The organism is Undibacterium sp. GrIS 1.2, assembly GCF_040544435.1.
Lineage (GTDB): Bacteria > Pseudomonadota > Gammaproteobacteria > Burkholderiales > Burkholderiaceae_D > Undibacterium.
Window position 1 is genome coordinate 87,803 of sequence record NZ_JBEONP010000003.1, and the last position, 22,174, is coordinate 109,976.

Here is a 22,174-nt window from a genome sequence, read left to right on the forward strand (position 1 = left end):
TTTTAGAAGTTCCACTTACCCTTATTTAGATGAAATACAAGCTCATACACGGTAAAGAACTTGATGCAGCATTAATTGCACGCTGGCTGCAAATACGAGATGGCTCGACTCAAGATCAAAATTCAAGCCAAAACCAGACTCAAAGCACCTACCAAAGTCCCTATTATCACCCAACATTTACACAGATTGCTGCAGGCATTAGGGAAGATACGCGGATTGTAATTTGCGAAGATGCGGGGCAAATCGTTGGTGTGCTGCCATTCCATCGCCTATCAAAATATCAGGCGCGCTCGGTCGGCTTGTTCTTAGCCGATTATCAAGGGCCGATCACAGAGAATGGCATTCAGCTTTCGCCAAAAATATTATTGCAAGCGATGGGCGTGCGCTATATGGGCTTTGACCACATGCCGCAAAACCGGACGGATTTTAAGCCCTATGCCTGGGCAAATAGCCGCTCGCAAGTGCTAGATCTAGAGGGCGGATTTGAGGTATATGCCGACAAATTGGCGTTGCTACAAAACGTGAAACAAGCGGGCGTCCTAAAAACCATCAAGCAGATGGAACGAAAAGTAGCGCGTGAAAAAGGTGAGTTACGTTTTACCATGCAATGCACAAGCGACCATGATTTTGCTCAGCTTTTACAAGGTAAATCCGAGCAATTTAATCGCACTTTAGGCGAAGGGCACGATACCTTTGCGATCCCTTGGGTGCGGCAAATGCTGGATTCTCTCCGGGCTCACGATGGCTCTGATTTCGGCGGACTGCTCTCTACCTTGCATGTCGGTGATGAGCTTGTCGCAGCGCATTTTGGGCTGCGCTCCGGCGGGGTTTTACACTTCTGGTTCCCTTGGTACCGGGTGGATTATGCCGTCTACTCAGTCGGCCTTATCTTGCTAAAAGAGTGTGCCAGCCATGCACAAAGTTTAGGCATTTCAAGCATAGATCTGGGACGCGGCGAACAAGCCTACAAAACCCGGTTTGCGACCAGTAGCGTTGCTTTATGCGAAGGCGCGATTGCCAATCCCGATCTGATACGGAAAGCGCGCATCAGCTACCTGCGTACCCGCTGGGCGGTGCGCGACTCATGGTTGGGACATAAACTCAAAGCGCTTAAAAGCGCCGCTAAAACCAGTAAGCAAAGCGACTAAGATCGCTCAAATGCTGAGTAGGGTGCGTCATACGCACCAACGATGAAAAAACAATGAACTTAGAAAGAAACATTACCATATGAATCGGTGCGCATAGCGTACCCTTGCTGTTGACAAGCTGTAATGCTTAAAGCGTTCACGCACTTGGTCAAATAAACGCGGTTTTACAGGCGTGACGTTTTTGTCCATTTGGTTATACTGTGTATTTAATCAGTATAACCAAATATAGCTAATGCTCATCAGCGTTTCAAGAAATATAGAGCAAGCTTGTTATTTTTCTTCCGTCGGTTATTATTGCAAAATGAAAATCAAATCACGTTATGCATATGATTCGTAGAATTGTCCTGTTCATTTTTTCTCTGACTCTCAGCATCCAGCATGCTAACGCATGCTCATGTGTGAAACGTACCGAAGCTCAGCAGTTCAGAGATGCAAAAGCAGTAGTGGTCGGGGTCGTCCGCGAAACACATTACATCGAAGACCAAAAAGTCTTTGGTGGAGGCTATGTTCGTGCGGTCATTGAAGTGCGAGAAACAATCAAAGGAAAAGTAGTGCGTCGTATGGAGGTAAAAGACGAAATTTCTGAAGGGGGCATGTGCTCTTCTTTCTTGAGTGCTGGCATCGAATTCGTACTTTTCGTAAATGAAGAGCAAGAGGTGGGCATGTGCTCTGGTACGCATCCTTTGGCAGCAACAATATACGATAGACCTGAAAAGCTTAAAGAGCTCCGTAACTTAAAATTAAAGGCGGGTCTGTAGTGCATAACCCATCCATCAAGCGGGACTGTGCTTTCAGCGCAGCCCCTTATCTCATACGTTAAGTTTCAATTTCGCCATGGAAGCAGTCGAGCTAATAAGCGAGGTCGAACTCGCATTCACCGATGTCGTGCGACCTGCGACTTCTTTGCGGCAATTTCTTCTGACTGATCGCTATGGCATGTCACGAGAAATTACGAACCGAGAATGGGAGCAAGCTGCAAGAGAAAGAGTCGATTCAAACTGGCAAGACATCCCTGACTCTGAAATTCAAGAATGCGACTGTCTTCTGGCACATATGCAGGCAGAAGATTTTCAGTACTACTTGCCCGCGTACATGCGATACGCGGTCAAACATTTCGACAAGCCGCTTTGGGAAACCGATGTAATCGGGAGCGTCGTGTTTTCATTGAGCCCGAGCACAAAAGACCCAGGTGGCTATGCCTATCAAGTTGCTCAGTTTTCGTCACTTAGCAGTAGCCAGAAGTGCGTTATTGTTCAGTTTCTCTATTTCGTTTCCACCAACGCAGACTATTTGCAACGACCTCATGCAACCAAAGCTCTTGAACAATACTGGAGCCACAGTGTTGGTACTTAACATTTCGCTCGGCGCGGACACGCAGCAGCAGGATGCCGCTGCGCGGCAATTGCTGCGTGCCGGGCAGCTTTGACCATCCTCCTATTGATCGTCTTCGGTGCCCTGCTGTTAGTCACCGCGCTCTCAGCAAGCCTTGCTTTCCTGGCTCCTTGGATTGCCATGGCTATATTGCTCTGGCTTGCCTACATCATTGGTCGTGCGATTGACGGTCGTAACTCTTTTCGCTTCGTCAAATACCTGCTTCCTACTGCCATGGTCGGAGTTCCAGCTCTATGGGGCCTCCTCGCGTACAAAGACTTCGAGCGGCTGTGCAACAGCACACCCACCGGTCTCCAGAAGCACGGTGAGCGTCATCCACAGACCGGGTTTCTTATTGACGATACGAACTTGCGAAACTTCGACGCAAGGAAAACGGTCGGAATAGCAGCGTATCTCTATGATCAAGGCAGTTTGACATACTTTGATCAGGTGTCTGTCGGCGGCTTTGGCGTCAGCCAGAGGGCCATCTTTCGCCAGTCGAAGCAAAGCAATAGCAATGTCGCCGAGCCACCGAGCGAATACGCCTTTCGCGTTGCACCGATTGAATCCGTCCCCAATCGCTGGCACGGGCCCCTATTTCAAGTCACTTACTCTGTCGTATCCGCCACAACTAACCAGTCGGTCCAATCGCAGTCGGAACATGTCTTTGGCGGGGGAATCATTGGAAATTACATGCACGCGCTGCTTGGTGAGCGCGGAGACTACAGTGACAAAGACTTCCAATACCTTAGCTGCGGTTACGCTTCCCGAAGACCCGCTGCTTGGCGGCCACGATTTACTTCCAACGTAAACCGTCAAAACTACGTTCGGGCTGATCTAGAGCTATTGAGTTCAATCCTCCCCTGAGTGCTCAGTAACGGGTGCGCCTAACCCTTCGTTCGAACGGCGCACTCCGGCAGGCCAGCTTTGGCCTTCATTTCATTCTGGTCCAAAGCCGTCCTGCCTCCGCGCGCCGCTCAACTCAAACGTTGAGGCTATATTTTTAGTCCCTCAACGACAAAAAAATCCACAATAAAGTAAACGTCTTAGCCCACGTCGGCAGAAACTTGGTGTTGCTGTAATGAAAAACTAATACGCTACTCAAGCTCAGGGTAAGGGATAACTGGCAACGCTGGCATTGCCTTTTTTATCCTCTGTTTGCAGCCCAAAAAAATACGTTTTCCTTCGACACATTTTTCATCGTATAACTGATGACGTTGCTGACGTCCAGGCTATGTTGTCAGTGACGTAGGGTGCGTCATACGCACCAATGATGGAATAGCGAACGGCTTAGAAAGTGAATATATTCCGTGAAGCGGTGCGCGGCGTAAACGGACGCAAGCTACGCTTGCTGTTGTTTTACCTCACATTTGTCTCATATCTGCCTACTTTATAAGCAAAAAATTCGCTAATTTCCGCTTATTTAAGCCGAATTTATTGCACTTCAGGATTTAAATGTTGTACGATACTCAGTAGGGTATAAGTATATTTATTGTAATCCCCCAATTTAATTCATCACAGGAGCAACACCATGGCAGATACTCCCCCGCTAAAGATCGTTCAAGGCACAGCATTAACCGACCAACAGAAAAAAGATTTGTTGCATAGACTGGCGCGGGTAGAAGGTCAGTTGCGTGGCATCCAAAAGCTGATCGCCAAAGCCGCTGAGCCTGATGATTGTGATGGTATTGCACAACAAATGTCCGCAGCACGCAAAGCTCTGGATCGCTCTTTCGTGACATTGCTGACTAGCTCGATGCTGACACATTCTGAAAAATCTGCGAGTGTAGAAGAAGCTCATGCCCGTGCAAAACATCTGGCTGCATTCCTGGATAAATTCGCCTAAAAATGTTGGCGGACCCTATCGGTCTGCAACAAAAATTAAGCCGCAATTAAGCAGCAAGAAAATAGCAACACAATAGAAAACGCCACGAGGTTTTAATGATCAATTTTAAATTCCCCGTGGCGTTTTTGCGCGCGGGTTTATGCAGCACAACGCTGGCAGCGTTATCCGTAACAAGCGTCTCCGCCCAGGCACAAACAATCAAAGAAGCGCCCTTACGCGCCCATCTGGGTTTTCTGGCAGACGATTTACTGGAAGGTCGCGGCACCGGCCAGCGCGGTGGCGATCTGGCGGTGCGTTATCTGGAAACCCAAGCCGCAGCCATTGGCTTAAAACCCTTATCCGGCAATGCTTATCGCCAATCCGTCCCCTTAGTCGGTGTCACAGCCCAGCCCACTAGCAGCCTGCAGTTTGAGGTTGGTGGCAAGGTCATGAAAACCGAATTTGGCACGCAAGCGGTGTACGGCACGGGTGGCAACCAAAGCAATATCGCTTTTAACGCACCCGTGGTTTTTGTAGGCTACGGCATCCGCTCAGAAGAAGAACGTTGGAACGACTATAAAAACGTCGATGTCAAAGGCAAATTGCTGATCATGATGGTCAACGATCCGCAACCCACCGCCGAGGAACCAAACCGTTTTGGCGGAAAATCGCTCACTTACTACGGCCGCTGGACATATAAATACGAACAAGCTTTGCGCGAAGGTGCCGCAGGCGTTTTGCTGATCCACACCACGCCATCAGCCTCCTATGGCTGGAGCGTGCCGGTGAATAGTTTTAGTCACGAACGCTTCCATCTGGACGGTGCTGGCAATCCGATTGAAGGCTGGCTGCATGACGATACCGCCAGAGCCTTGTTGAGCGCTGCTGGTCAAGATCTGGATGCCTTACGCGCCAAAGCCGAAAGCCGCGATTTCCAACCGGTCTTCATCAACGCAATAGCGCAAGTTGATTTGAAAACCACTGTGCGTAGGGTCGAACAATTCAACGTTGTCGGCATGGTGCCGGGTACCGATCCCAAGCTGAAAGAAGAAGCCGTGATCTATTCGGCTCACTGGGACCATCTGGGCAAGATCGCCGCCTCCGGCACTGAAAAAGCAGATCACATCTGGAACGGTGCAATTGATAACGCCTCGGGCGCCGCCTCACTGATCGCCATGGCACAAGCCGCGGTTGACCATCCGGCCCGTCGTACTTTGATTTTTTTATGGCCTTGCGCTGAAGAGCAATATTTGCTGGGCAGCGCTGCCTATGTCAAAAACCCACTATGGCCGCTGGCGAAAACTAGTGCTGATTTAAATCTGGACAGTATGAACTTTGTCGGCAAAACACTGGATATCGGCGTGGCTGGCAGCGAGCACAGCAGCCTGAACCAAACCGCCGCCGTGGTTGCCAAAAAAATGGGCATGCATCTGGCACCGCAAGTGCCAGATTTATCAGGAAGTTTTTTCCGCGCAGATCACTTCAACTTCGCCCGTGCTGGCATACCGGCATTCAACGTAGGCTCTGCCGTGTTCTCGGGCGACGGACATTTTGAATTTGAAAAAAATGATCAAGTCTCGAATAGCGTCATGCATAACTTCACCAAACACTACCATCAAGAAACTGACCGCTATGACCCAAACTGGGATTTATCCGGCATGGTGCAGCAGGCGCAATTCACACTGAATCTTGGTTATGCGGTGGCAAACGCAACTGGTATGGCGACCTGGAAAACAGGCGATACGTTTGGAAAAGTAAAACGTTAAGCAGCAATAATATAAATACAAACCAGCTGCAGCCCAACCACAACATCAGGCGGCCATATGCCTTGCCTGACGTTGTGGCAAAGATTTAGTTTCTGGCTTCTTCTCCACCGGATTATCCTGCGAATGATTCTGTAGTTTTGCCAGCTTTGCCGCTGATTTATCGCTGACGTTTTTACGATTAGCTTGCCCGGCGTAATCACTACCCAAAATCTCTGTGACCAGAGCGTCGTCCATCTGACGTTCTGTGCGCAACCACTCGCCGACTAAGGCCGCTAAACGTTCCAGCGCAATCCTGTGGGTCGCATCGGTTTTTGCATACAGCCAATCTGATAGCGCCATAAAGTTTTCAAACGGCGTCTCTGCCAGCAGGTGCGGTAGAGTGTGACTAAACCGCCCGGAGTTGGCGACCAGATCCCAGTAACGAGCAAAGCGCACCAGGCGCTGCATGGTAGAAAAATCGATCGTACTATTGGCAAGAATGGTGTAAGGCGGATACGGATCAAACACCATGCTCCACTCTTCGGTATGCCGGATAATCGGCGTACCGCGCAGACGCTTTAAGATGCCAAACTGAATTTCATGCGGCTGCAATGCGTACAACTTATTAAAACCTGCAGCAAAGCTCTCTACCGTTTCGCCCGGCAATCCAGCGATCAGATCAACGTGCAAATGAGCATGTGAGTTCTCACATAACCAGCGAATATTGTCGGCGGCTTTCTGATTGTCTTGTTTGCGGCTGATACGTGCTTGTACTTCGGGGTTAAAACTTTGAATCCCGAGTTCAAACTGCAAAGTGCCTGGCGGGAATTTTTTAATGCCCTCTTTCAGCGCGTCAGGCAAATGATCTGGCACTACTTCAAAATGGGCAAATACGGGATCATCAGGATTGGCCTCCAACTTATCCAGAAAGAATTGCATGATCTTCAGGCTGGTCTTAATGTTGAGGTTGAAAGTACGGTCAACAAATTTAAATAGCCGTGCGCCGCGCGCATGCAGACTTTCCATCTCGGCTAAAAACCGGTCTATCTCAAACGGCCATGCCGTTTTATCTAAAGCAGACAAACAAAACTCACACTTAAACGGACAACCGCGTGAGGCTTCGACATATAAGGTGCGATGTTTGATGTCTTCATCGCTGTACAAATCGTAGGGCAAGCTGATGTCAGCCATCGCTGCTTGCACACCGGCATGGATTTTCATCAGCGGCTTAGGGCCTTGCAAGACTTGGCGACACAGACCAGGGAAGGTAACATCGCCCCAACCGGTGATGACGTAATCCGATAATTTGACGATTTCTTGTTCGGCAGTTTCATACGATACTTCTGGTCCACCCAGGATCACGATCACTTCTGGCGCGACCCGTTTTAATAAGGCGACGACTTTCGTGATTTCTTCAATATTCCAGATGTACACGCCAAACCCGACGATCAGTTTTTCTCCGGCAATCTTGTGCGACAGCAATTTTTCTACGATCTCGGTCGTTTTTGCCCCCGTCACAAATTCTTGCAACTGAGTTTGTGCTTGCAGCGGCCCCATGTTGGCGAGCAGGTAGCGCAAACCCAGAGAAGCGTGGGCATAACGGGCATTGAGGGTAGAAAGCAGAATGGTCATGGGGTGTATAGACGGCAAAAACAGCGAAAATAAAACAACGATAGAGCCGTATTGTACGACGCCACGCAACAAGCTCTATTGGAACAGCGCTAAAACACAAGTAGGGCGAAGTTAAAACGAGCGGAATTACTCTGCCCATCAAGCTATCAGCAGCACCTTACAGTTACTAAAAGTGAGCATCAAGACATCGAAACCAAAACACTTTGGCGCTAGTTTAATGACGTTCATCCTCGCGTTTTTGCGTTTCATCGCATCCCGCTCGCAGTCGACAAATGCATGGCCTACAGTGCATACATCAACAAAGCAAAACGACTTGCAAGTTGAAACGAACTGAACCAAAACTTAACTAGCAAAAAGAGGAAAATCAAATGAAAACATCATTCAAAACACCAGTAATTTTCAGTGCTGCATTGATCGCTGGCGTGTTCGCAGTCGGTGCTGCGTTCCAACCCGTTTCCAGCAACGCTAACGTGAATACACAAGTTGCCCAAGCCCAAATACAAACCGTCACTATCGTCGCAAAACGCATGAGCGCGGATGAAAAACTGGCCTTCGATACACAAGCTAATGACATCCAGACTGTCGTCATCAGCGCAAAACGTTTAAGCCCAGAACAAAAATTGATCATGGCGCAAGAAGACCAAGCCTTGCAACATGGCGTTGCGATCAAAGCAGTTCGTTTAGCTCAGAACAATGGTTGATTTATGATAGATACTGGTAAGGAGTACAAGCTAAATTACGCTTTTTGTCCAAGTTTTAATTGGACGATTAAAAATACTCCCCTTATTTCTATGCTTCGTATCCAAATCAAAAGCATTTAATTCCACATCGTAGATGCCTTTGACTTGGACATGAGAATGTCCACCAAGTTTAATCCCGCTCAGGCGGGATTAGTCGCCACCGCTGCGTCATATAACTGCACATAATTCAGATTTTCAAAACAACTTGCTGCTTGTGGCGTTAAGCCCAGCAGCATTTTTTCGTCGTTCGACCGTAGTTGCGCATGGTTGACCATAACCCGCATTTTGGCGAGCAGATCAGCGGTATGCAGCAAGTGCCCAAGTGGCGTCCAGACCGGCGCTTTGCTACCACTGGCTTGTTGCTGCAAGGCCTGGATAACCGCTTGCGGAAACTCCCAGCGTTGTGCAATCCGGTAAGACAAGGTGACGGCGACTGAACTAAACGCATGATAAAAACTGGTGGAATATTTAAACTTGGTCTGATCCGCAATCTGGTCAATCAGACGGAACGCGATAATCAAACCCACGTTTTTCATCAAGCCCGTGAGGAAAGCCTGAAACGGGTCAATCGCGCTATCAATACTGCTGGCCAACTGTTGACAAGCGACCGCGCATTTCTCTGATTGTGTCCAGATATGCGGCGCAGCGCGACGTGTGTAATTGCCTGCGTTCAGATTAATAATCGGACGGAACGCGACTTTGGCAATCAACAGGCGCAAACCGTCTTCACCCAAGATCATCACGGCTTTCTCCAGACTGTTAATCCGGTCGGCTGGGTTATACAGCGCGCTGTTGACTGCATTAATTACCTCGCCGACCAGCACTACGTCTTTAACGATGTGACGCGACAACTCACCTGCCGATACGGTTTTATTGCGCAAACTACCCAACAGTTGTGGAATCACGGTCGGCACCCGCGGCACGACCACGGCGTCGGTCAAATCCGAGGCGAGCAAAGCATAAAGCGCTTGCAACACTTTTTGCTCGGTTTCCATACTGATGCCTTCGCCGGGATGTCCCATCAACCAGTCAAAATACAAAGCATCAACCGGAATTTGCGGTCGCCAGGCGGTAAAAGTGGGCGGCAACGGTGGCGCGTCTGCTGGCTGCGATGTTTGCTCGATTTTCGCCACGGATACATCCACTGGAGTAGCTTTAACAGGTGCAACAGTGCTAAGCGGCGTTGCTGCTGTTGCTCGGGTTTCCGGTAGGATAATAGGGGTAGTGGCTTTTGGTATTGCCGCGGTTGCGGTTGTTTGCTCAGGAGATGCGGGTCGCTTGATTGCTGCTTGAGTTGGCTTTTCATTCGTGCCAAATAGCCGCTTCAGAAAGCTGGTGAGAGGATTCTGCACAATGTCCCTTTCGGTGTCGTTACCTGTATCGTTATTCTTAGCAATCTTGGTCTTGAAAACCTGCACAATATGGTCACACACAGTGTAGCCTTATTACCGCCAGCACCCGATACCGGACAAAGTAAAAATGTAAGAAAGCGTCAATTCATCAAGAAAATGTAGTTTTTTGAAAGGACATCGTATGAACGCTTTATTCAGAACCCGCACTGTGGCTCAATGGCTGCTCGTCGTCATGGTGGGCAGCATTGCTAGCCTGCTGTGCCAAACTAGCTCGGCAGGTACGCTGCGGGATAAATTGATCGAGCGGCGCACGCAGCAGTCTGAGATGGAGCAGGACGATAGCAGCGCGCTTAGCCAGAATGGTTTACCCAAAGGCACCCGCATCATCAAAGATGTCGCCTACGGCAGCGACGCCAAGCAAAAGTTTGATGTCTATATCCCCGCAACCACGCCAGACAACGCCAGCAATCCCAGCAGCCACGACAACAAAGCCATGCCCGTGATCTTTATGGTACACGGCGGTGCCTGGGCTAATGGTGGCAAGGCGATGGGGCGCGTGGTCGAAAACAAAGCGGCGCGCTGGCTGCCTAAAGGTTTTATTTTTATCTCCACCGATTACCGCATGCTTCCAACCTTGCAAGCGCGTGAGCAGGCGGAAGACGTTGCCTTGGCGCTGGCAGTTGCGCAATCCAAAGCCAAAGAATGGGGCGGCGATCCCAGCCAGTTTATCGTCATGGGACATTCTGCCGGCGCGCATTTAGTCGCTTTGCTTGCGGCCTCGCCCGACGTGACATTGCAGTTTGGCGTGCGCCCCTGGCTGGGAACCGTTGCCTTAGACAGTGCGGCCTATGATCTGAGTGCCATCATGTCCACCAAACACTATGGCTTTTACGATAAAGCCTTCGGCAAAGATCCCGGCTACTGGCGCGCCAGTTCACCATTGCATAAATTAGAAGTACCAGGCGCACCGTTTTTGGCCGTGTGCTCCAGCAAGCGACCTGACCACCCTTGCGATCAAGCCAGCAGCTTTGTGCAAAAAGCCAATGGCATGGGGATGCGGGCGAGTTTATTACCGCAAGCAAAAAGTCACGGCGAGATTAATTTCCAGCTAGGTTTAGATGGCGACTACACCACTGCAGTCGAAAAATTTATGGCGTCTTTATCACCCGTGGTGCAAGCGCATTTGCGTGGGGCAGAATAGCTTGATTGGCGATTGAACTTACTCTGTTGGCTAGTTTGTCAGCAGCCAACTTTGCTAGCTTTGCTAAGCTTGGAACGGCGCGCCTGAACCGGATAATGCACGCCGCCCATCAAATCCAGCTTAGCCGCCTTACATGCCTGATCGTGATTCAGACTGCGGTCTAGTGTCCTCAACAAACTCGCCTTTTCATCATCTTGTGCCAGATGCCAGAACATCGCACCTGCCAAACCTTGCTGCTTGATGTAGGCAGTTTTGTAGGACAAGGATTGCTCGTCGTCATAGCTGACAAAAATATGCTGTTCTGGTTGCCATAACCAAGGCACCTTAGTCTGGTCACTGAAGTAGCGCATATAGCCAAAATGCCCGGCAAGCATGGTTTGAATCTCCGCATAACTTGCCATGCGTGGTTCTTTGCGCTGGGTGCAGGTATCGCAACCGGTCAGCAGAGCAGGATCACCCTGATATATTTCTGCCGACTCCGTCACAAAGGCTTGATACAAGCCGTGATTTTTTGGCTCCACATTAAAAAATGCACGCCCATAAAAAGGTACACCCAACACTATTTTATTCGCCGGGATGCCTGCTTGCAGATACAACTGAACCGCAGCATCTACGGTATTGGCAAGTGGTGACGGAAATCTCTCCTTCAGTTTTGCAGGCGATAAATCCGGTGTAAATTTCTGTTCACGTAGTGGATTGGCCATCATCGGCTCACTGGTATCACCAAACAAATGCGCATTATGATTGGTCTGTTTTTGCCAGACGCCATTTAAATCATAGGTCATTAAATTGATGTAATCGAGCTGCGCCACAATGGCCGGTAGTTGCACGTAGTAGCGCGTCAAATTACCTGCATCGCCAGCACCGGCAATAGTGAGTTGCGCTTTTTTTTGCCCACGGGTTTTATTCTCTATTGTTAGTTGACGACGGATTTCTGCGAGTAAGGCGACGAAATTTTCAGCGTCTTGCTGTCGCGGATATTCCCAGTCAATATCAATACCATCAAAGTCATAGCGCTTCATCAAGGCGATACAAGAACGGGCTAGTTGTTGCCGATGTTCCGCATTGGCAGCTGCATCACGATAGCGCCCGACGGTCGGACTGCTGTCATTGCTATACGCCCACCCGCCTAAAGAAAACAAGACGCGCAAATTGTGATTGCGACGCTTTAATGCCATCAGGTCAGCAAATACCTGAGCCGCTTTATCTCGGTCTATACCCTCCCCCAGATCACATTCGCCTGCCGGATTAATATTCATGAAAGAGAAATTAATATGCGTCAGCATCGCCGCTTTTTGTGCTGTGATGCGCGACACCGGGAATCCCGCCGCCTCAGGGTAATGGTTGATCTCCTTATTTTCCAGGAAATAATAACCAATCACCACATGTTTGCCGGAGGACGCAAAAGCGAGATTCTGACTAAAGAATAGGCTAAAGAATGCGCTAAGTACTAGAGCAGAGAATCGAAATAGCATCATGGCGTTTAATAACATTGAGTGAGAGACAAACTAGAAAGTATCGACAGAGAATGCGGCGATTGGGTACGACGGTCAACAGATTTTTAGTCCCGAGCATGAGCGTCAATACCACTAAACCAGCGAGCTACGGATCTTTATCTGTAAAGACCATACCAGTCCCTTTAATCGGAGCGCTGGTATGGGAAATTCAGAGCAGTCTGCTTTTATCTATATACTCGCAATTTTGAAACACCCCCAGGAAACACCATGGACATGCAAGCAATAGAAAACCGTCTGGAAGACTTAGAAATCAAAATATCGCGTCAGGAAGATGTGGTCGATACGCTGAATCAACTGGTGTATCAGCAGCAAAAAAAGATTTCAGAACTGGAAGGCTTTTGCAATGCGTTGGTAGGACGCATCAAAGAAATGGCGGCTAACGCCAGTGAACAACGCATTGTTGATGAACGCCCACCGCATTATTAATGTAAAAATATAGTTCGAGAAGGTTTATAAAAATCCTCAATACGATAGTCCAATCATTCTGCGGCTTCCAGGCCAAAAATACCCTGGAAGCCGCATTATGATTGGACATTCTTTTTAACAATTTAAAAAATCTCTTTTAAAAAACTGGCTTTTAAAAGCCAAATAAATGCGCTAAATGTCATAAATGCGCAAGCCAGTCACTGTAACGCTTATGCCTTGCTTAACTTGACGCTAGTCGCATCGGCAGTCAGATACCCTACTGCTGCGCCAAAACGATCTTTGTAATTTGCGCGTACCAACGGGTCTAATGTCGCTTGTACTTTGGCGTGCAAAGAATTGCTCCAATCGCCTGCGTGCTGGAAGTTGCTCATGATGTAGGTCCATCCGTTGAGGTCATCTACAACATGCAGACCCGTGGCTTCTGCGCCTGCTGGCATAGACATAATCCGGGATAACACTTTAGTGTCTACGTTATAGGCCCACAAGAAATTATTCACATGGTAGCCACTGTCTTCTCCGATAAATAGCGTGCGCATTTTTTCAGAGAATTTCAGATTATCGGGATTACCGACTTTGTCTGGATTGGCCAGATTGCCCAAGGCGTCAGCCGGGATATCTTCGCCGACCAGCAAGGCCTTGGTTTGGTATGGCACCCATTCACTCTTGATTGCGATACCACTAGTATCGGACTGGCCGCCGGTCATACTGTGCGCCATGATGCCGCCTGCAAATACTGCTTTATCTATGGAGATCCCGCTTTGTGCGTTCCAGCCGTTTGCGCTGTTTTTCACCATAGAATCCACCATGTTTTGTAAGGCGGAGTATGCTACTTTGTCTTTAATATTGACGGTCGTACCTTCCATTTTTGTGAAGCCCATGCTGCCACCTGCAAGGTAGGCGTAGCGATGAGTTTCTAAGAAGGCGGCTGCTTTTTCCATGCCCGGTTTTACTTTTACCCAGTTGGCTTTACCGCCAGTAAAAATCTTCGTAAAACTGGTATCGGCAGGGTCTGTTTTAGATACGCTCATGATGTCGGATGGCTTGAGTGTATTTGCCATCGCTTCAATCTCTGCACTGGTGGCGCTGCCGAGTTTGATCCAGCTTAATTTTGCACCGGCAGCGGCTGGATCGATAGAAAAATCAGCGCCCACTTTGGCAACATACAAAGTGCCCGAGGATAAGTCTTTTTCATTGTCAGCGACAAACATGAAGAGGCCGCTATTCGTCGCATCATCGCCCATTAAAACAGTACGATTGTCTGGCATGACTTGCACTAATTCGTGCGAGATACGTCCCATGCAGTAATGCTTTTTGATCGTGCCAGTGCCATCAGGATTGACGGTGACTTCTGGCAAGTGGCCGTAGTTATATGGATTGGCTTTGGTTTCATCGCCATACAGATTTTTGCTATACGCTTTTAGCTGGTTATCGGTCGAAGAGAACTGCGCGTCTGGTTCGTATTCTTCGCTGGATAAATGTGTTCCCCATGGTGACAAACTCGCGCCACAGGTAATCCACAATCCATTGACTTTAGAGGTGTCAACATTATGGTATTTGACCAGACTCAACTTACCGGTTGCCTGATCTTGATCTAGCGTTAAGACTGCAATCGGGGAAGGCAATAAACCATAGGCGCTGACGCCAGCCTGATCACGCGTGGTGTATTCAAACTGAACAACCGCAAACACCGCTTTACCTTTAATACCGGTGACGGTTGGATTGGCAACTGACAACAGCGACGTTCCGTCCGGCGAGTCTGAGAAGAATTGGCGCTCTTTGCCTGCGACGGATTTATCGGTAATCGGCTTGTTATTAATATCGTAGTAACCACCAGCTAAAATCGTCCCACCTTTGCCATCAGGCACCGAGTCGCCAGTGATAAAAAACGATTGATAAGCGAGCTTGTAATTTTGTACGCTGTTGTCACTCAAGGTCACGCTTAAACTAGAGCTGACAGTGGTTGCTGCCATAGCCGCCGGGTTAGATAAAGTGGGGGCTGACATAGCGTTAAATGTCGCAGAGACATAACTTACCGCAGGTGTTGCTGGTGAGGCTACAGCGGTCGCTTCGGAGCCGCCACAGCCAGCGAGTAAAGATGCGGAGGACATTGCGCCTAAAGGTAATAAAGGCGCGCCGAGAATAAATTTAAGCGCTTTACGACGACCGGTTTGAAGTTGATCTGACATGATTTTATTTCCAAGGTTATTTGACTATCTGACTAGGTGGCTATGGTTAGCTATCGCTATAAATGACACCAAAAATGATCAGCCCGACTTCTTTTGAGTCTTATGTGCCAGGCTGAAGGTCGAGTATAAAAACCCAATGTGACCGCTTAATGAATGGACGATAGAAGCGGCATGCAGCTTGTATGTGCGCTAGTTGCGTTAAACCCGGATTTTCCATTGGAACAGCGACAAGTTCGCCAAAGGTGCAATTGTTGCTGTAGCGCTCGCACTTAAATCGCGGTGGTGCTATCCCTCTGAAGAGCGCATACCGTCTGAGTTTCTGCGAAGTGGTAGCGCTCTAATGGAAAATCTGGGTTTATAGACAGAAGTGATGATCGACCAAGGTATCAGAAAGAAAATCCAGACGAAAAAAAAGGAACCCGACGGGTTCCTTCAAAGCTTACTTCTCTCCTCTAGCTAGTGACTAGCTCAAAGTCAAGCTTAGTTGGCTGGCGCGTAGTTCAACGGCACCCATGCGTAGGCTTTGCCTTCAGTACGGACATAGCCCATACCCGGGAAAGATAAGTGTGCCGCAGCGACCATGTAGCCTTGTTTTGCTGCATCGGCATAGGCCTTTTTGCGTTCTGCGGCGGCGGATTTGCTGTCAGAATCAAAACCTATCGTCACTGCCGGGCTGTCAAACTGGACTGCTGCTACGTGCATCAGATCGCCCCACAACATTAGTTTTTGTCCTTTGCTTTCTACCAGATAAGTAGTGTGGCCTGCGGTATGTCCATAGCTGGCAATGGCTTTGATGCCAGGTGCCAGATCGGTATTGCCGTCAAATGATTTGAACTTGTCGGCTTTGATATAAGGGTTTAGGGATGCCATCGCACCTTGGAAAAAGCCTTTGGAGTCAGCCGGTGCTTTGTCCAGATTGGCCTGGCTTAACCAAAAGTCAGCATCATGTTTGTCTGCACGGACAACTGCGTTAGGGAAGGCAAGTTTATCACCGTTCATTAAGCCGCCGACGTGATCTGGATGCATGTGTGTGATGTAGATTTCATCGACTTGTTCAGGCAGATAACCGGATGCTTTCAGGTTATTTGCCAGCTTGCCCAGGGTTGGGCCAAACAGACCAGCCGCGCCGGTGTCGATCAAAATTAATTTGCTGCCAGTGTTGATCAGGTAGCCGTTGACCGAGGTGTCCAGCGGGCTATGCTGATGTACTTTGGCCAGCGCTTTGTTGGTTTTGTCAGCGGTGGTATTAGTCAATAATTTATCCACTGGCAAGGCAACGGTGCCATCTGATAAGGCAGTCACTTCAAAATCACCTAGCATAACGCGGTAGTAACCAGGAGCAGAAGTTTTAACCATAGGGGCAGCTGCGTTGGCAGTGCTTGTTGCTACTAAAGTGAATGCGGCTGTAGCAGTCATCAGCGCCAAAGTACTGGCGCGCAAAATACGGGCAGTAGTCACGTTTTTATCTCCGAAGATGCGCAAAATAGCGTGGCTGCATTATGCCGAACTTTTTAGAATTCTGCTTTTGACGGCAATGTTTGGAAGAATTAGCAGAGTGAGCGGGGAGCAAACCAAATCGCACCAGACTGAGCCAGTGCTCAAAGACAAAGAGATGCTGGCTAAGTCAGGAGTGATGCTGTCAGCGCCTTAACGTCGTTATCAGATTCTTCCATGATCTGACGTACGGTGTCTGCCCCGACTGCAAAGTCAATTTCTGATGCGTCTTGCCTTATGGTTGCGGTGGATCGTGCGTCTAAGGGCGATGGCGTGGCTGCCAAGTCATTGGCGAGCAATAAAGTATCACCCAAGGTCTCTGGCGGCATGACGCGGATGCCAGTCCAGACCGCTTCTACAGCGGCAACAATGCGTTTGGGGACCATTAATTTCTTCAGGACGGCGCGACCGATGATCACTTCTGGCGCTTCATCTAGTTCGGCAAAAGCTACATCATTATTCGCTTCCAGATCAATGGAATCGTCTTCGCCCGATGGATGTCCATAACCATCCATCAGCGCCGGGAACTCTTCTGCACGCGACAACAAATAAAAACCACTGACCTCATGCACAATGCCGGCAAACATCGCCGTCTCGGGATCGGTATGGCTGACCCGGCTTGCGAGCAAATGCGCCAGTGCGGCGACATGAGCGGAATGCTCCCACAACTGTAAGGCGTGCTGGCGTAGTAAAGGATGATTGATTTCAGAACCGAGTTGGCGCACCAGCACGGAGGCAATGACCGAGCGCAGAGTATCAAAGCCTAGTATGGTGACAGCCATGCGCACGCTGGACACGCCGCCGCCAAATCGTGAATACGCGACTGAATTGGCAATGGCGACTACCCGCGCCGATAACAGCGGCTCTGTCACGATTAATTTTGCGGCGACCTCCAGATCACAGTCTGGCTGATCTAGTAATTGCTGTATTTTCAGTGACGCATTGACGTTGGTTGGGAATACCAGTTCGCCTTGGCTCGCTTGTGCGGCAATGATGCTAAGTGCCTCGGATTTTTTCATGCAATCTACCTTTGCATTTAATTCGCTGATGGAATTTACTTGTGCTGGCTCACGATGACTTGTGCTGACTTGCACTGACTTGCGCTGATTTTTTAAGTCATGTCTAATTTTATCGGAATCAAGTCACTGGGAAGCTTAATATACTCCCCTTTATTTTTTTCATAAATCCTTTATTGTCCAATGATTATATGGACAATAAATATATACTCATTGGGAGTATAAAATATGCCGCATATTGATAACAAAATAAAGCTACGCAAAATACCTGAAAAATGTACCAGATTGCGCTAAATTTTAGCGCTCGTCATTCAATTTTAATACCTTAATAAACTTGCTAGTGACGTTATTCATTATGGAATGCTCTGCATCGCGTGAGGCCGCTGGCGATGCCGAGACTGGTGTTTTTCGTTGCGGCATAATCCCTTGTTCCAGCTTGAAGGCGGAGACAGTTTTTGCCAGCGTTGCGGCTTGATCTTCCATGCTTTCGGCAGCAGCAGCGGCTTGTTCTACCAAGGCGGCATTTTGCTGTGTCATCTCGTCCATCTGTGTGATGGCGCGGTTGACTTCTTCAATCCCGGAGCTTTGCTCCTGCCCGGCGGCAGTGATTTCCGCCATGATGTCGGCGACCTGTTTGACCGATTTGACGATGTCGTCCATGGTCTTGCCCGCAGCATCGACCAGCTTACCACCGGCATTGACTTTTTCTACCGAATCACCGATCAGCGTTTTGATCTCTTTTGCCGCACCGGCGCTGCGCTGCGCCAGGTTGCGTACTTCGGATGCGACCACTGCAAAACCACGTCCTTGTTCACCGGCGCGGGCGGCTTCAACTGCGGCATTCAACGCTAAAATATTGGTCTGGAAAGCGATACCGTCGATGACGCCGATGATGTCCACAATCTTGCGTGAGCTTTCTTTAATCGAGGTCATGGTGTCGACCACCTGACCAACTTCTTTACCGCCCTTGACCGCAAAATTAGAGGCAGACACGACCAGCGTATTTGCTTGTCGCGCATTGTCGGCATTGTGTCTGACGGTGGCAGTGATTTCTTCCATCGAGCTGGCGGTTTCTTCCAATGCGCCTGCCTGAGTTTCGGTACGTGAAGACAAATCAGCGTTACCGCTAGAGATTTCTGCCGAAGCAATGGCGATCGCATCGGTGCCGGTACGGACTTCGCTGACGATGCGGTGCAAGCTGTCGTTCATCTCTTTTAAGGCATTGAGTAATTCACTGATTTCATCTGAGCCGGAAGTCTCTTGATGGTACGAGAGTTCACCAGCCGCAACTCGTTTAGCGATCACCAGTGCGTCTTGTAGCGGTATCGTGATGCTGCGTCTGAGGACGATAGAAAACGCGGCGCCAATCAATAACATCACGCCGCCAATACCAAACAGCAGGGTGGACAGACGCTTGCCTTTGCTCTCGGTTTCGCCAGAGAGTTCTTGCGCCACTTTATTTTGCAGATCAACCAGTTTATTGATTTCTACCAGCGCTTGTTGTTGCAAGGGATCGATTTTGCTGGCGATGACTTTGACCGCTTCTTCACTATTGAAGTTGAGAATCATCTTGTAAGCCTCTTTGTAAGGCTCATCCGTTTGTTGATCAAGCTGATTAATACTTTCGATGATCTTTTTTTCGCTATCGCTTAAACCAACCGCCACCAATTTGTCGCGCGCTTCGATAAAGCGGGCACGCTGGACTTTGACGATGGCTTTTTGTTTATCGATTTCGGCGATGTCGGTTTGCAGACCAATGTTGCGCAGGGCCAGGCCGCCTTCTAACAAACCACTTTTCATGGCGGCGGCTAAAGCGGTTTTATTATTGGAATATTCGACTCCGGCGATCATCTGATGTCGATTGCTGGCACTAAAAATACTGTCGGTAATCAACAACAAAATCAGCATCGCCAAGATCACACCAAAGCCGATACTGAGACGGGTTCCTATGCGCAGGTTGCGTAGATTCATCGTGATTCCCCATGATAAGAATGTGACGTCATCGCAGACGGTGCGATGCTTTTGAAGCAAATTCGAGACAGTAATCTATGAGCAGACCTGTTAGCAGACAGCCTAAAAAAGAGATCGCCCATAACGACAGATAGCAATAGCACAGAACTACCGTAACAGAGTTTTACATGAAGAAAATTTTGAATCAGATAAATAGTTTCGAACAAGCTATGGCAATCAAATCACTTAAGCTTATTCTTTCATTAAGAGATTTTTGTCGGTTGCCACAACGTCGATATCTGTTAATCATATTACGTCAAAAATTGCTGCATTGCACTTTGATACTTTGAGGTGTGGTAAGCACCACAAATTTGCTCATTTTCTAACGCTTAAATCTCAACTAAACCAGTCACAGTGGACGCCTTTATAATAGTAAAGCCAAAATAACAAAGTCGAAATAACAAAGTTAAGCGCCTTCAATCTGGATTTAATTCGGATTTAATCCGCGTTCAATCCGAGTTCAATCCTCATTGCCGGCTTGGAGACTCACGTTTGCTTAATTGCATCTGCTCATTGCGTTACCTAACCTTGATCTTATTACTGCATCGATATGAATAGCATACCAAGCACAACATCAGCCACACCACGTACATCAGCTAGCAGCTTAACCGCGGACAGTCTGAACCAATTTGGCAGTCAATTTTTGCCAGGGCATTTAGGTATCCGCATCACAGCATTAGAAGGTAAAACCGTACGTGCTGAATTGACTGTCATTCCGTCGCTGATGGCACCCAACGGGTTTTTACATGCGGGCAGCGTAGTCACCCTGGCAGACACCGCTTGCGGCTACGGCTGCATCAATAACTTGCCAGCCGGTGCCAGTAGCTTTACCACGATAGAACTTAAATCCAACCACCTCGGCACGGCACGCGATGGTATTGTGGAAGTCGTCGCCACCGCCGTCCATGTCGGGCGCACGACCCAAGTCTGGGACGCGACTGTCAGCCATCAGGGCAAAACCATCGCACTGTTCCGTTGTACACAAATGGTGTTATTTCCTAAGGAAGCAAAATGAGCGATGTCATTAACCCGGTCTTACAACAATGGCTGGAAAAAGAAGTTGAAGTCCGCGCCAGACTGCAGACAACCGGAGTTGTGCCGCTGGAGCAGATGAAGCAATTCAGCGGATTAGAGTTTTTGCAAGGCATCCTCAACGGCGAGTTGCCACGACCACATATCGGCGAGACTATGGATTTTTTTCCGGTCGAAGGCGAAGCAGGACGTATCGTGTTCCAGGGCACGCCTGGCCGTCAGCATTACAATCCGCTGGGCAGTGTGCATGGCGGCTACTTCTGTACCCTGCTTGATTCTGCCGTTGGCTGCGCAGTGCAATCGATGCTACCCAAAGGGATAGGCTATACCACGCTAGAAATCAAAGTCAATCTGATCCGCGCACTGACCGATAAAACCGGACCGGTACGCGCTGAGGGTAAGGTCATCCAGGTCGGACGACAAGTCGGTACTGCCGAAGGCCGTATCGTAGATTCTTTAGGCAAGGTGTATGCACATGCAACGACGACTTGTTTGATTTTTCCTTTGCCTTGATTAGCTCATGAACGGCACCAATACTTCTGCTATAAACATTGTCAAACAGTTCTGGCAACTGATGGCGACTAATAATTTTCACTCTGTGACAGCAATCCTGTCCGATGATTTTTTGCTGGAGTGGCCACAATCCAATGAACGCATTCGCGGAGGAAATAACTTCGCTTTGATGAATGTCGAATACCCAGCCAACGGGCTCTGGACATTCACCATCAACCGTCTGATTGGTAGCGTATCGGAGGCCGTATCAGACGTCAGTATTACGGATGGCGTGCAATGTATGCGAGCCGTTTCGTTCTTCACCGTGACAAACGGGAAAATTAGCCGGATCGTGGAATATTGGCCAGAGGCTTATCCGGCGCCTGCTAACCGGCAGCATTTGGTAGAGCCGATTAATTAACTAAGAATTCTGCAGCGGCCAGCCAAAACCTGCCGCACGGCGCAAGTAAGATTTGACAATCAGGCGATGGAAAGGGGCAATCAATCTGAGATAAGTTCGCCCCAGATGGTTGTGACAATGAACCACAGTTGAGATCGTTAAATAGCGCACTGGCTCGGGATGATTTGGCTGAGATTGCAACATCACAGACAATCTAAAATCTAAGTGCTTGTCGTTTTCTCCCAGCACAATTTCATTGCTACTATTTTCATAGATTTTGAAGATATAAATCCGCCTGACATCTTTGTCAGATGACTCTACAAGCTGCTGAGAAGTTTTGATGCCAAAGCCAGCGACCAATACATCACGTAAGCGCATCAATTGATGTGCCCATGGCGCTTGTTGCGATAGGATAAAGCGTGCCAGCACTTCTGGATCGTCGCTGGCATCTGGCGGTAGTCGTACCGAGTACGCGTCTGCCAGATCCGGCTGATCGTACAGGTGGGTGATGCGCGATTGCTCGGGCAAGGGACTGACAACAACCTGCTGGTAGGCATATTGCATGATGAACTCCCGTATGAGAAAAC

At 48.8% G+C, this 22,174-nt stretch carries 20 protein-coding genes; 12 read left to right on the forward strand and 8 right to left on the reverse strand.

All coding sequences use genetic code 11. From position 1 onward, the window contains the following. The first annotated feature begins 29 nt into the window (after positions 1–29). From AAKU61_RS02140 to AAKU61_RS02165, 6 genes are all read left to right on the forward strand, one after another. Positions 30–1,148, forward strand: coding sequence for a GNAT family N-acetyltransferase (locus AAKU61_RS02140; RefSeq protein WP_354329246.1), 1,119 nt, complete (start codon positions 30–32; stop codon positions 1,146–1,148). A 398-nt stretch (positions 1,149–1,546) separates the two neighbouring features. Further along, a complete protein-coding gene (locus tag AAKU61_RS02145; RefSeq protein ID WP_354329248.1) occupies positions 1,547–1,906 on the forward strand; it encodes a hypothetical protein in 360 nt (119 codons plus the stop codon). A gap of 76 nt (positions 1,907–1,982) precedes the next feature. Next, a complete protein-coding gene (locus tag AAKU61_RS02150; RefSeq protein WP_354329250.1) occupies positions 1,983–2,501 on the forward strand; it encodes a DUF6714 family protein in 519 nt (172 codons plus the stop codon). A gap of 69 nt (positions 2,502–2,570) precedes the next feature. Further along, on the forward strand, positions 2,571–3,386 hold the full coding sequence (locus AAKU61_RS02155; RefSeq protein ID WP_354329252.1) for a hypothetical protein: 816 nt from the start codon (positions 2,571–2,573) through the stop codon (positions 3,384–3,386). Between the two features lie 664 nt (positions 3,387–4,050). Then, positions 4,051–4,365: a metal-sensing transcriptional repressor gene (locus AAKU61_RS02160; protein WP_322120704.1), complete on the forward strand. Its 315-nt coding sequence runs from the start codon at positions 4,051–4,053 to the stop codon at positions 4,363–4,365. Between the two features lie 95 nt (positions 4,366–4,460). Beyond that, the gene (locus tag AAKU61_RS02165; RefSeq protein ID WP_354329254.1) at positions 4,461–6,110 is read left to right on the forward strand and encodes a M28 family peptidase; all 1,650 of its coding nucleotides are present in this window, start codon (positions 4,461–4,463) and stop codon (positions 6,108–6,110) included. Positions 6,111–6,155: 45 nt separating this feature from the next. On the opposite strand, the gene AAKU61_RS02170 is transcribed toward AAKU61_RS02165, so the two are convergent. Then, complete coding sequence (locus tag AAKU61_RS02170; RefSeq protein ID WP_354329256.1) at positions 6,156–7,721, reverse strand: B12-binding domain-containing radical SAM protein; 1,566 nt, start codon at positions 7,719–7,721, stop codon at positions 6,156–6,158. A 368-nt stretch (positions 7,722–8,089) separates the two neighbouring features. Between AAKU61_RS02170 and AAKU61_RS02175 the strand changes: the two genes are divergently transcribed. Beyond that, a complete protein-coding gene (locus AAKU61_RS02175; protein ID WP_354329258.1) occupies positions 8,090–8,422 on the forward strand; it encodes a hypothetical protein in 333 nt (110 codons plus the stop codon). A 179-nt stretch (positions 8,423–8,601) separates the two neighbouring features. Here the strand turns inward: AAKU61_RS02175 and AAKU61_RS02180 are convergent, their stop codons facing one another. After that, positions 8,602–9,813, reverse strand: coding sequence for an HDOD domain-containing protein (locus AAKU61_RS02180; protein WP_354329260.1), 1,212 nt, complete (start codon positions 9,811–9,813; stop codon positions 8,602–8,604). Positions 9,814–9,994: 181 nt separating this feature from the next. Here AAKU61_RS02180 and AAKU61_RS02185 point away from each other — a divergent pair, with 181 nt between their 5' ends. Then, positions 9,995–11,014 (forward strand): alpha/beta hydrolase, encoded by a 1,020-nt coding sequence (locus tag AAKU61_RS02185; RefSeq protein WP_354329262.1) that lies wholly within the window; start codon positions 9,995–9,997, stop codon positions 11,012–11,014. Between the two features lie 38 nt (positions 11,015–11,052). On the opposite strand, the gene AAKU61_RS02190 is transcribed toward AAKU61_RS02185, so the two are convergent. Next, entirely contained in the window at positions 11,053–12,492 is a 1,440-nt protein-coding gene (locus tag AAKU61_RS02190; protein WP_354329264.1) for a glycoside hydrolase family 18 protein, read from the reverse strand. Positions 12,493–12,738: 246 nt separating this feature from the next. Between AAKU61_RS02190 and AAKU61_RS02195 the strand changes: the two genes are divergently transcribed. Beyond that, positions 12,739–12,957, forward strand: a complete 219-nt coding sequence (locus AAKU61_RS02195) for a SlyX family protein (RefSeq protein WP_354329266.1) — start codon at positions 12,739–12,741, stop codon at positions 12,955–12,957. A gap of 209 nt (positions 12,958–13,166) precedes the next feature. Here the strand turns inward: AAKU61_RS02195 and AAKU61_RS02200 are convergent, their stop codons facing one another. The 4 genes from AAKU61_RS02200 to AAKU61_RS02215 all read right to left on the reverse strand — a co-directional run bounded on the left by AAKU61_RS02200 (position 13,167) and on the right by AAKU61_RS02215 (position 19,624). Next, a complete protein-coding gene (locus tag AAKU61_RS02200) occupies positions 13,167–15,143 on the reverse strand; it encodes a PhoX family protein (RefSeq protein ID WP_354329268.1) in 1,977 nt (658 codons plus the stop codon). 480 nt (positions 15,144–15,623) lie between these two features. After that, complete coding sequence (locus tag AAKU61_RS02205; protein WP_354329361.1) at positions 15,624–16,559, reverse strand: MBL fold metallo-hydrolase; 936 nt, start codon at positions 16,557–16,559, stop codon at positions 15,624–15,626. A 203-nt stretch (positions 16,560–16,762) separates the two neighbouring features. Beyond that, the gene (locus AAKU61_RS02210; protein WP_354329270.1) at positions 16,763–17,656 is read right to left on the reverse strand and encodes an HDOD domain-containing protein; all 894 of its coding nucleotides are present in this window, start codon (positions 17,654–17,656) and stop codon (positions 16,763–16,765) included. A gap of 294 nt (positions 17,657–17,950) precedes the next feature. Next, positions 17,951–19,624, reverse strand: coding sequence for a methyl-accepting chemotaxis protein (locus AAKU61_RS02215; protein ID WP_354329272.1), 1,674 nt, complete (start codon positions 19,622–19,624; stop codon positions 17,951–17,953). Positions 19,625–20,213: 589 nt separating this feature from the next. Between AAKU61_RS02215 and AAKU61_RS02220 the strand changes: the two genes are divergently transcribed. Genes AAKU61_RS02220 through AAKU61_RS02230 form a run of 3 tightly spaced genes read left to right on the forward strand, consistent with a single transcriptional unit; the run spans position 20,214 to position 21,608 of the window. Then, complete coding sequence (locus tag AAKU61_RS02220) at positions 20,214–20,678, forward strand: PaaI family thioesterase (RefSeq protein WP_354329274.1); 465 nt, start codon at positions 20,214–20,216, stop codon at positions 20,676–20,678. Next, the gene (locus AAKU61_RS02225) at positions 20,675–21,208 is read left to right on the forward strand and encodes a PaaI family thioesterase (RefSeq protein WP_354329276.1); all 534 of its coding nucleotides are present in this window, start codon (positions 20,675–20,677) and stop codon (positions 21,206–21,208) included. The genes AAKU61_RS02220 and AAKU61_RS02225 overlap by 4 nt, the downstream gene beginning before the upstream one ends. Positions 21,209–21,215: 7 nt before the next feature. Further along, positions 21,216–21,608, forward strand: coding sequence for a nuclear transport factor 2 family protein (locus tag AAKU61_RS02230; RefSeq protein WP_354329278.1), 393 nt, complete (start codon positions 21,216–21,218; stop codon positions 21,606–21,608). Here the strand turns inward: AAKU61_RS02230 and AAKU61_RS02235 are convergent, their stop codons facing one another. After that, positions 21,609–22,151 (reverse strand): DUF2867 domain-containing protein, encoded by a 543-nt coding sequence (locus AAKU61_RS02235; RefSeq protein ID WP_354329280.1) that lies wholly within the window; start codon positions 22,149–22,151, stop codon positions 21,609–21,611. Between the last annotated feature and the right edge of the window lie 23 nt (positions 22,152–22,174).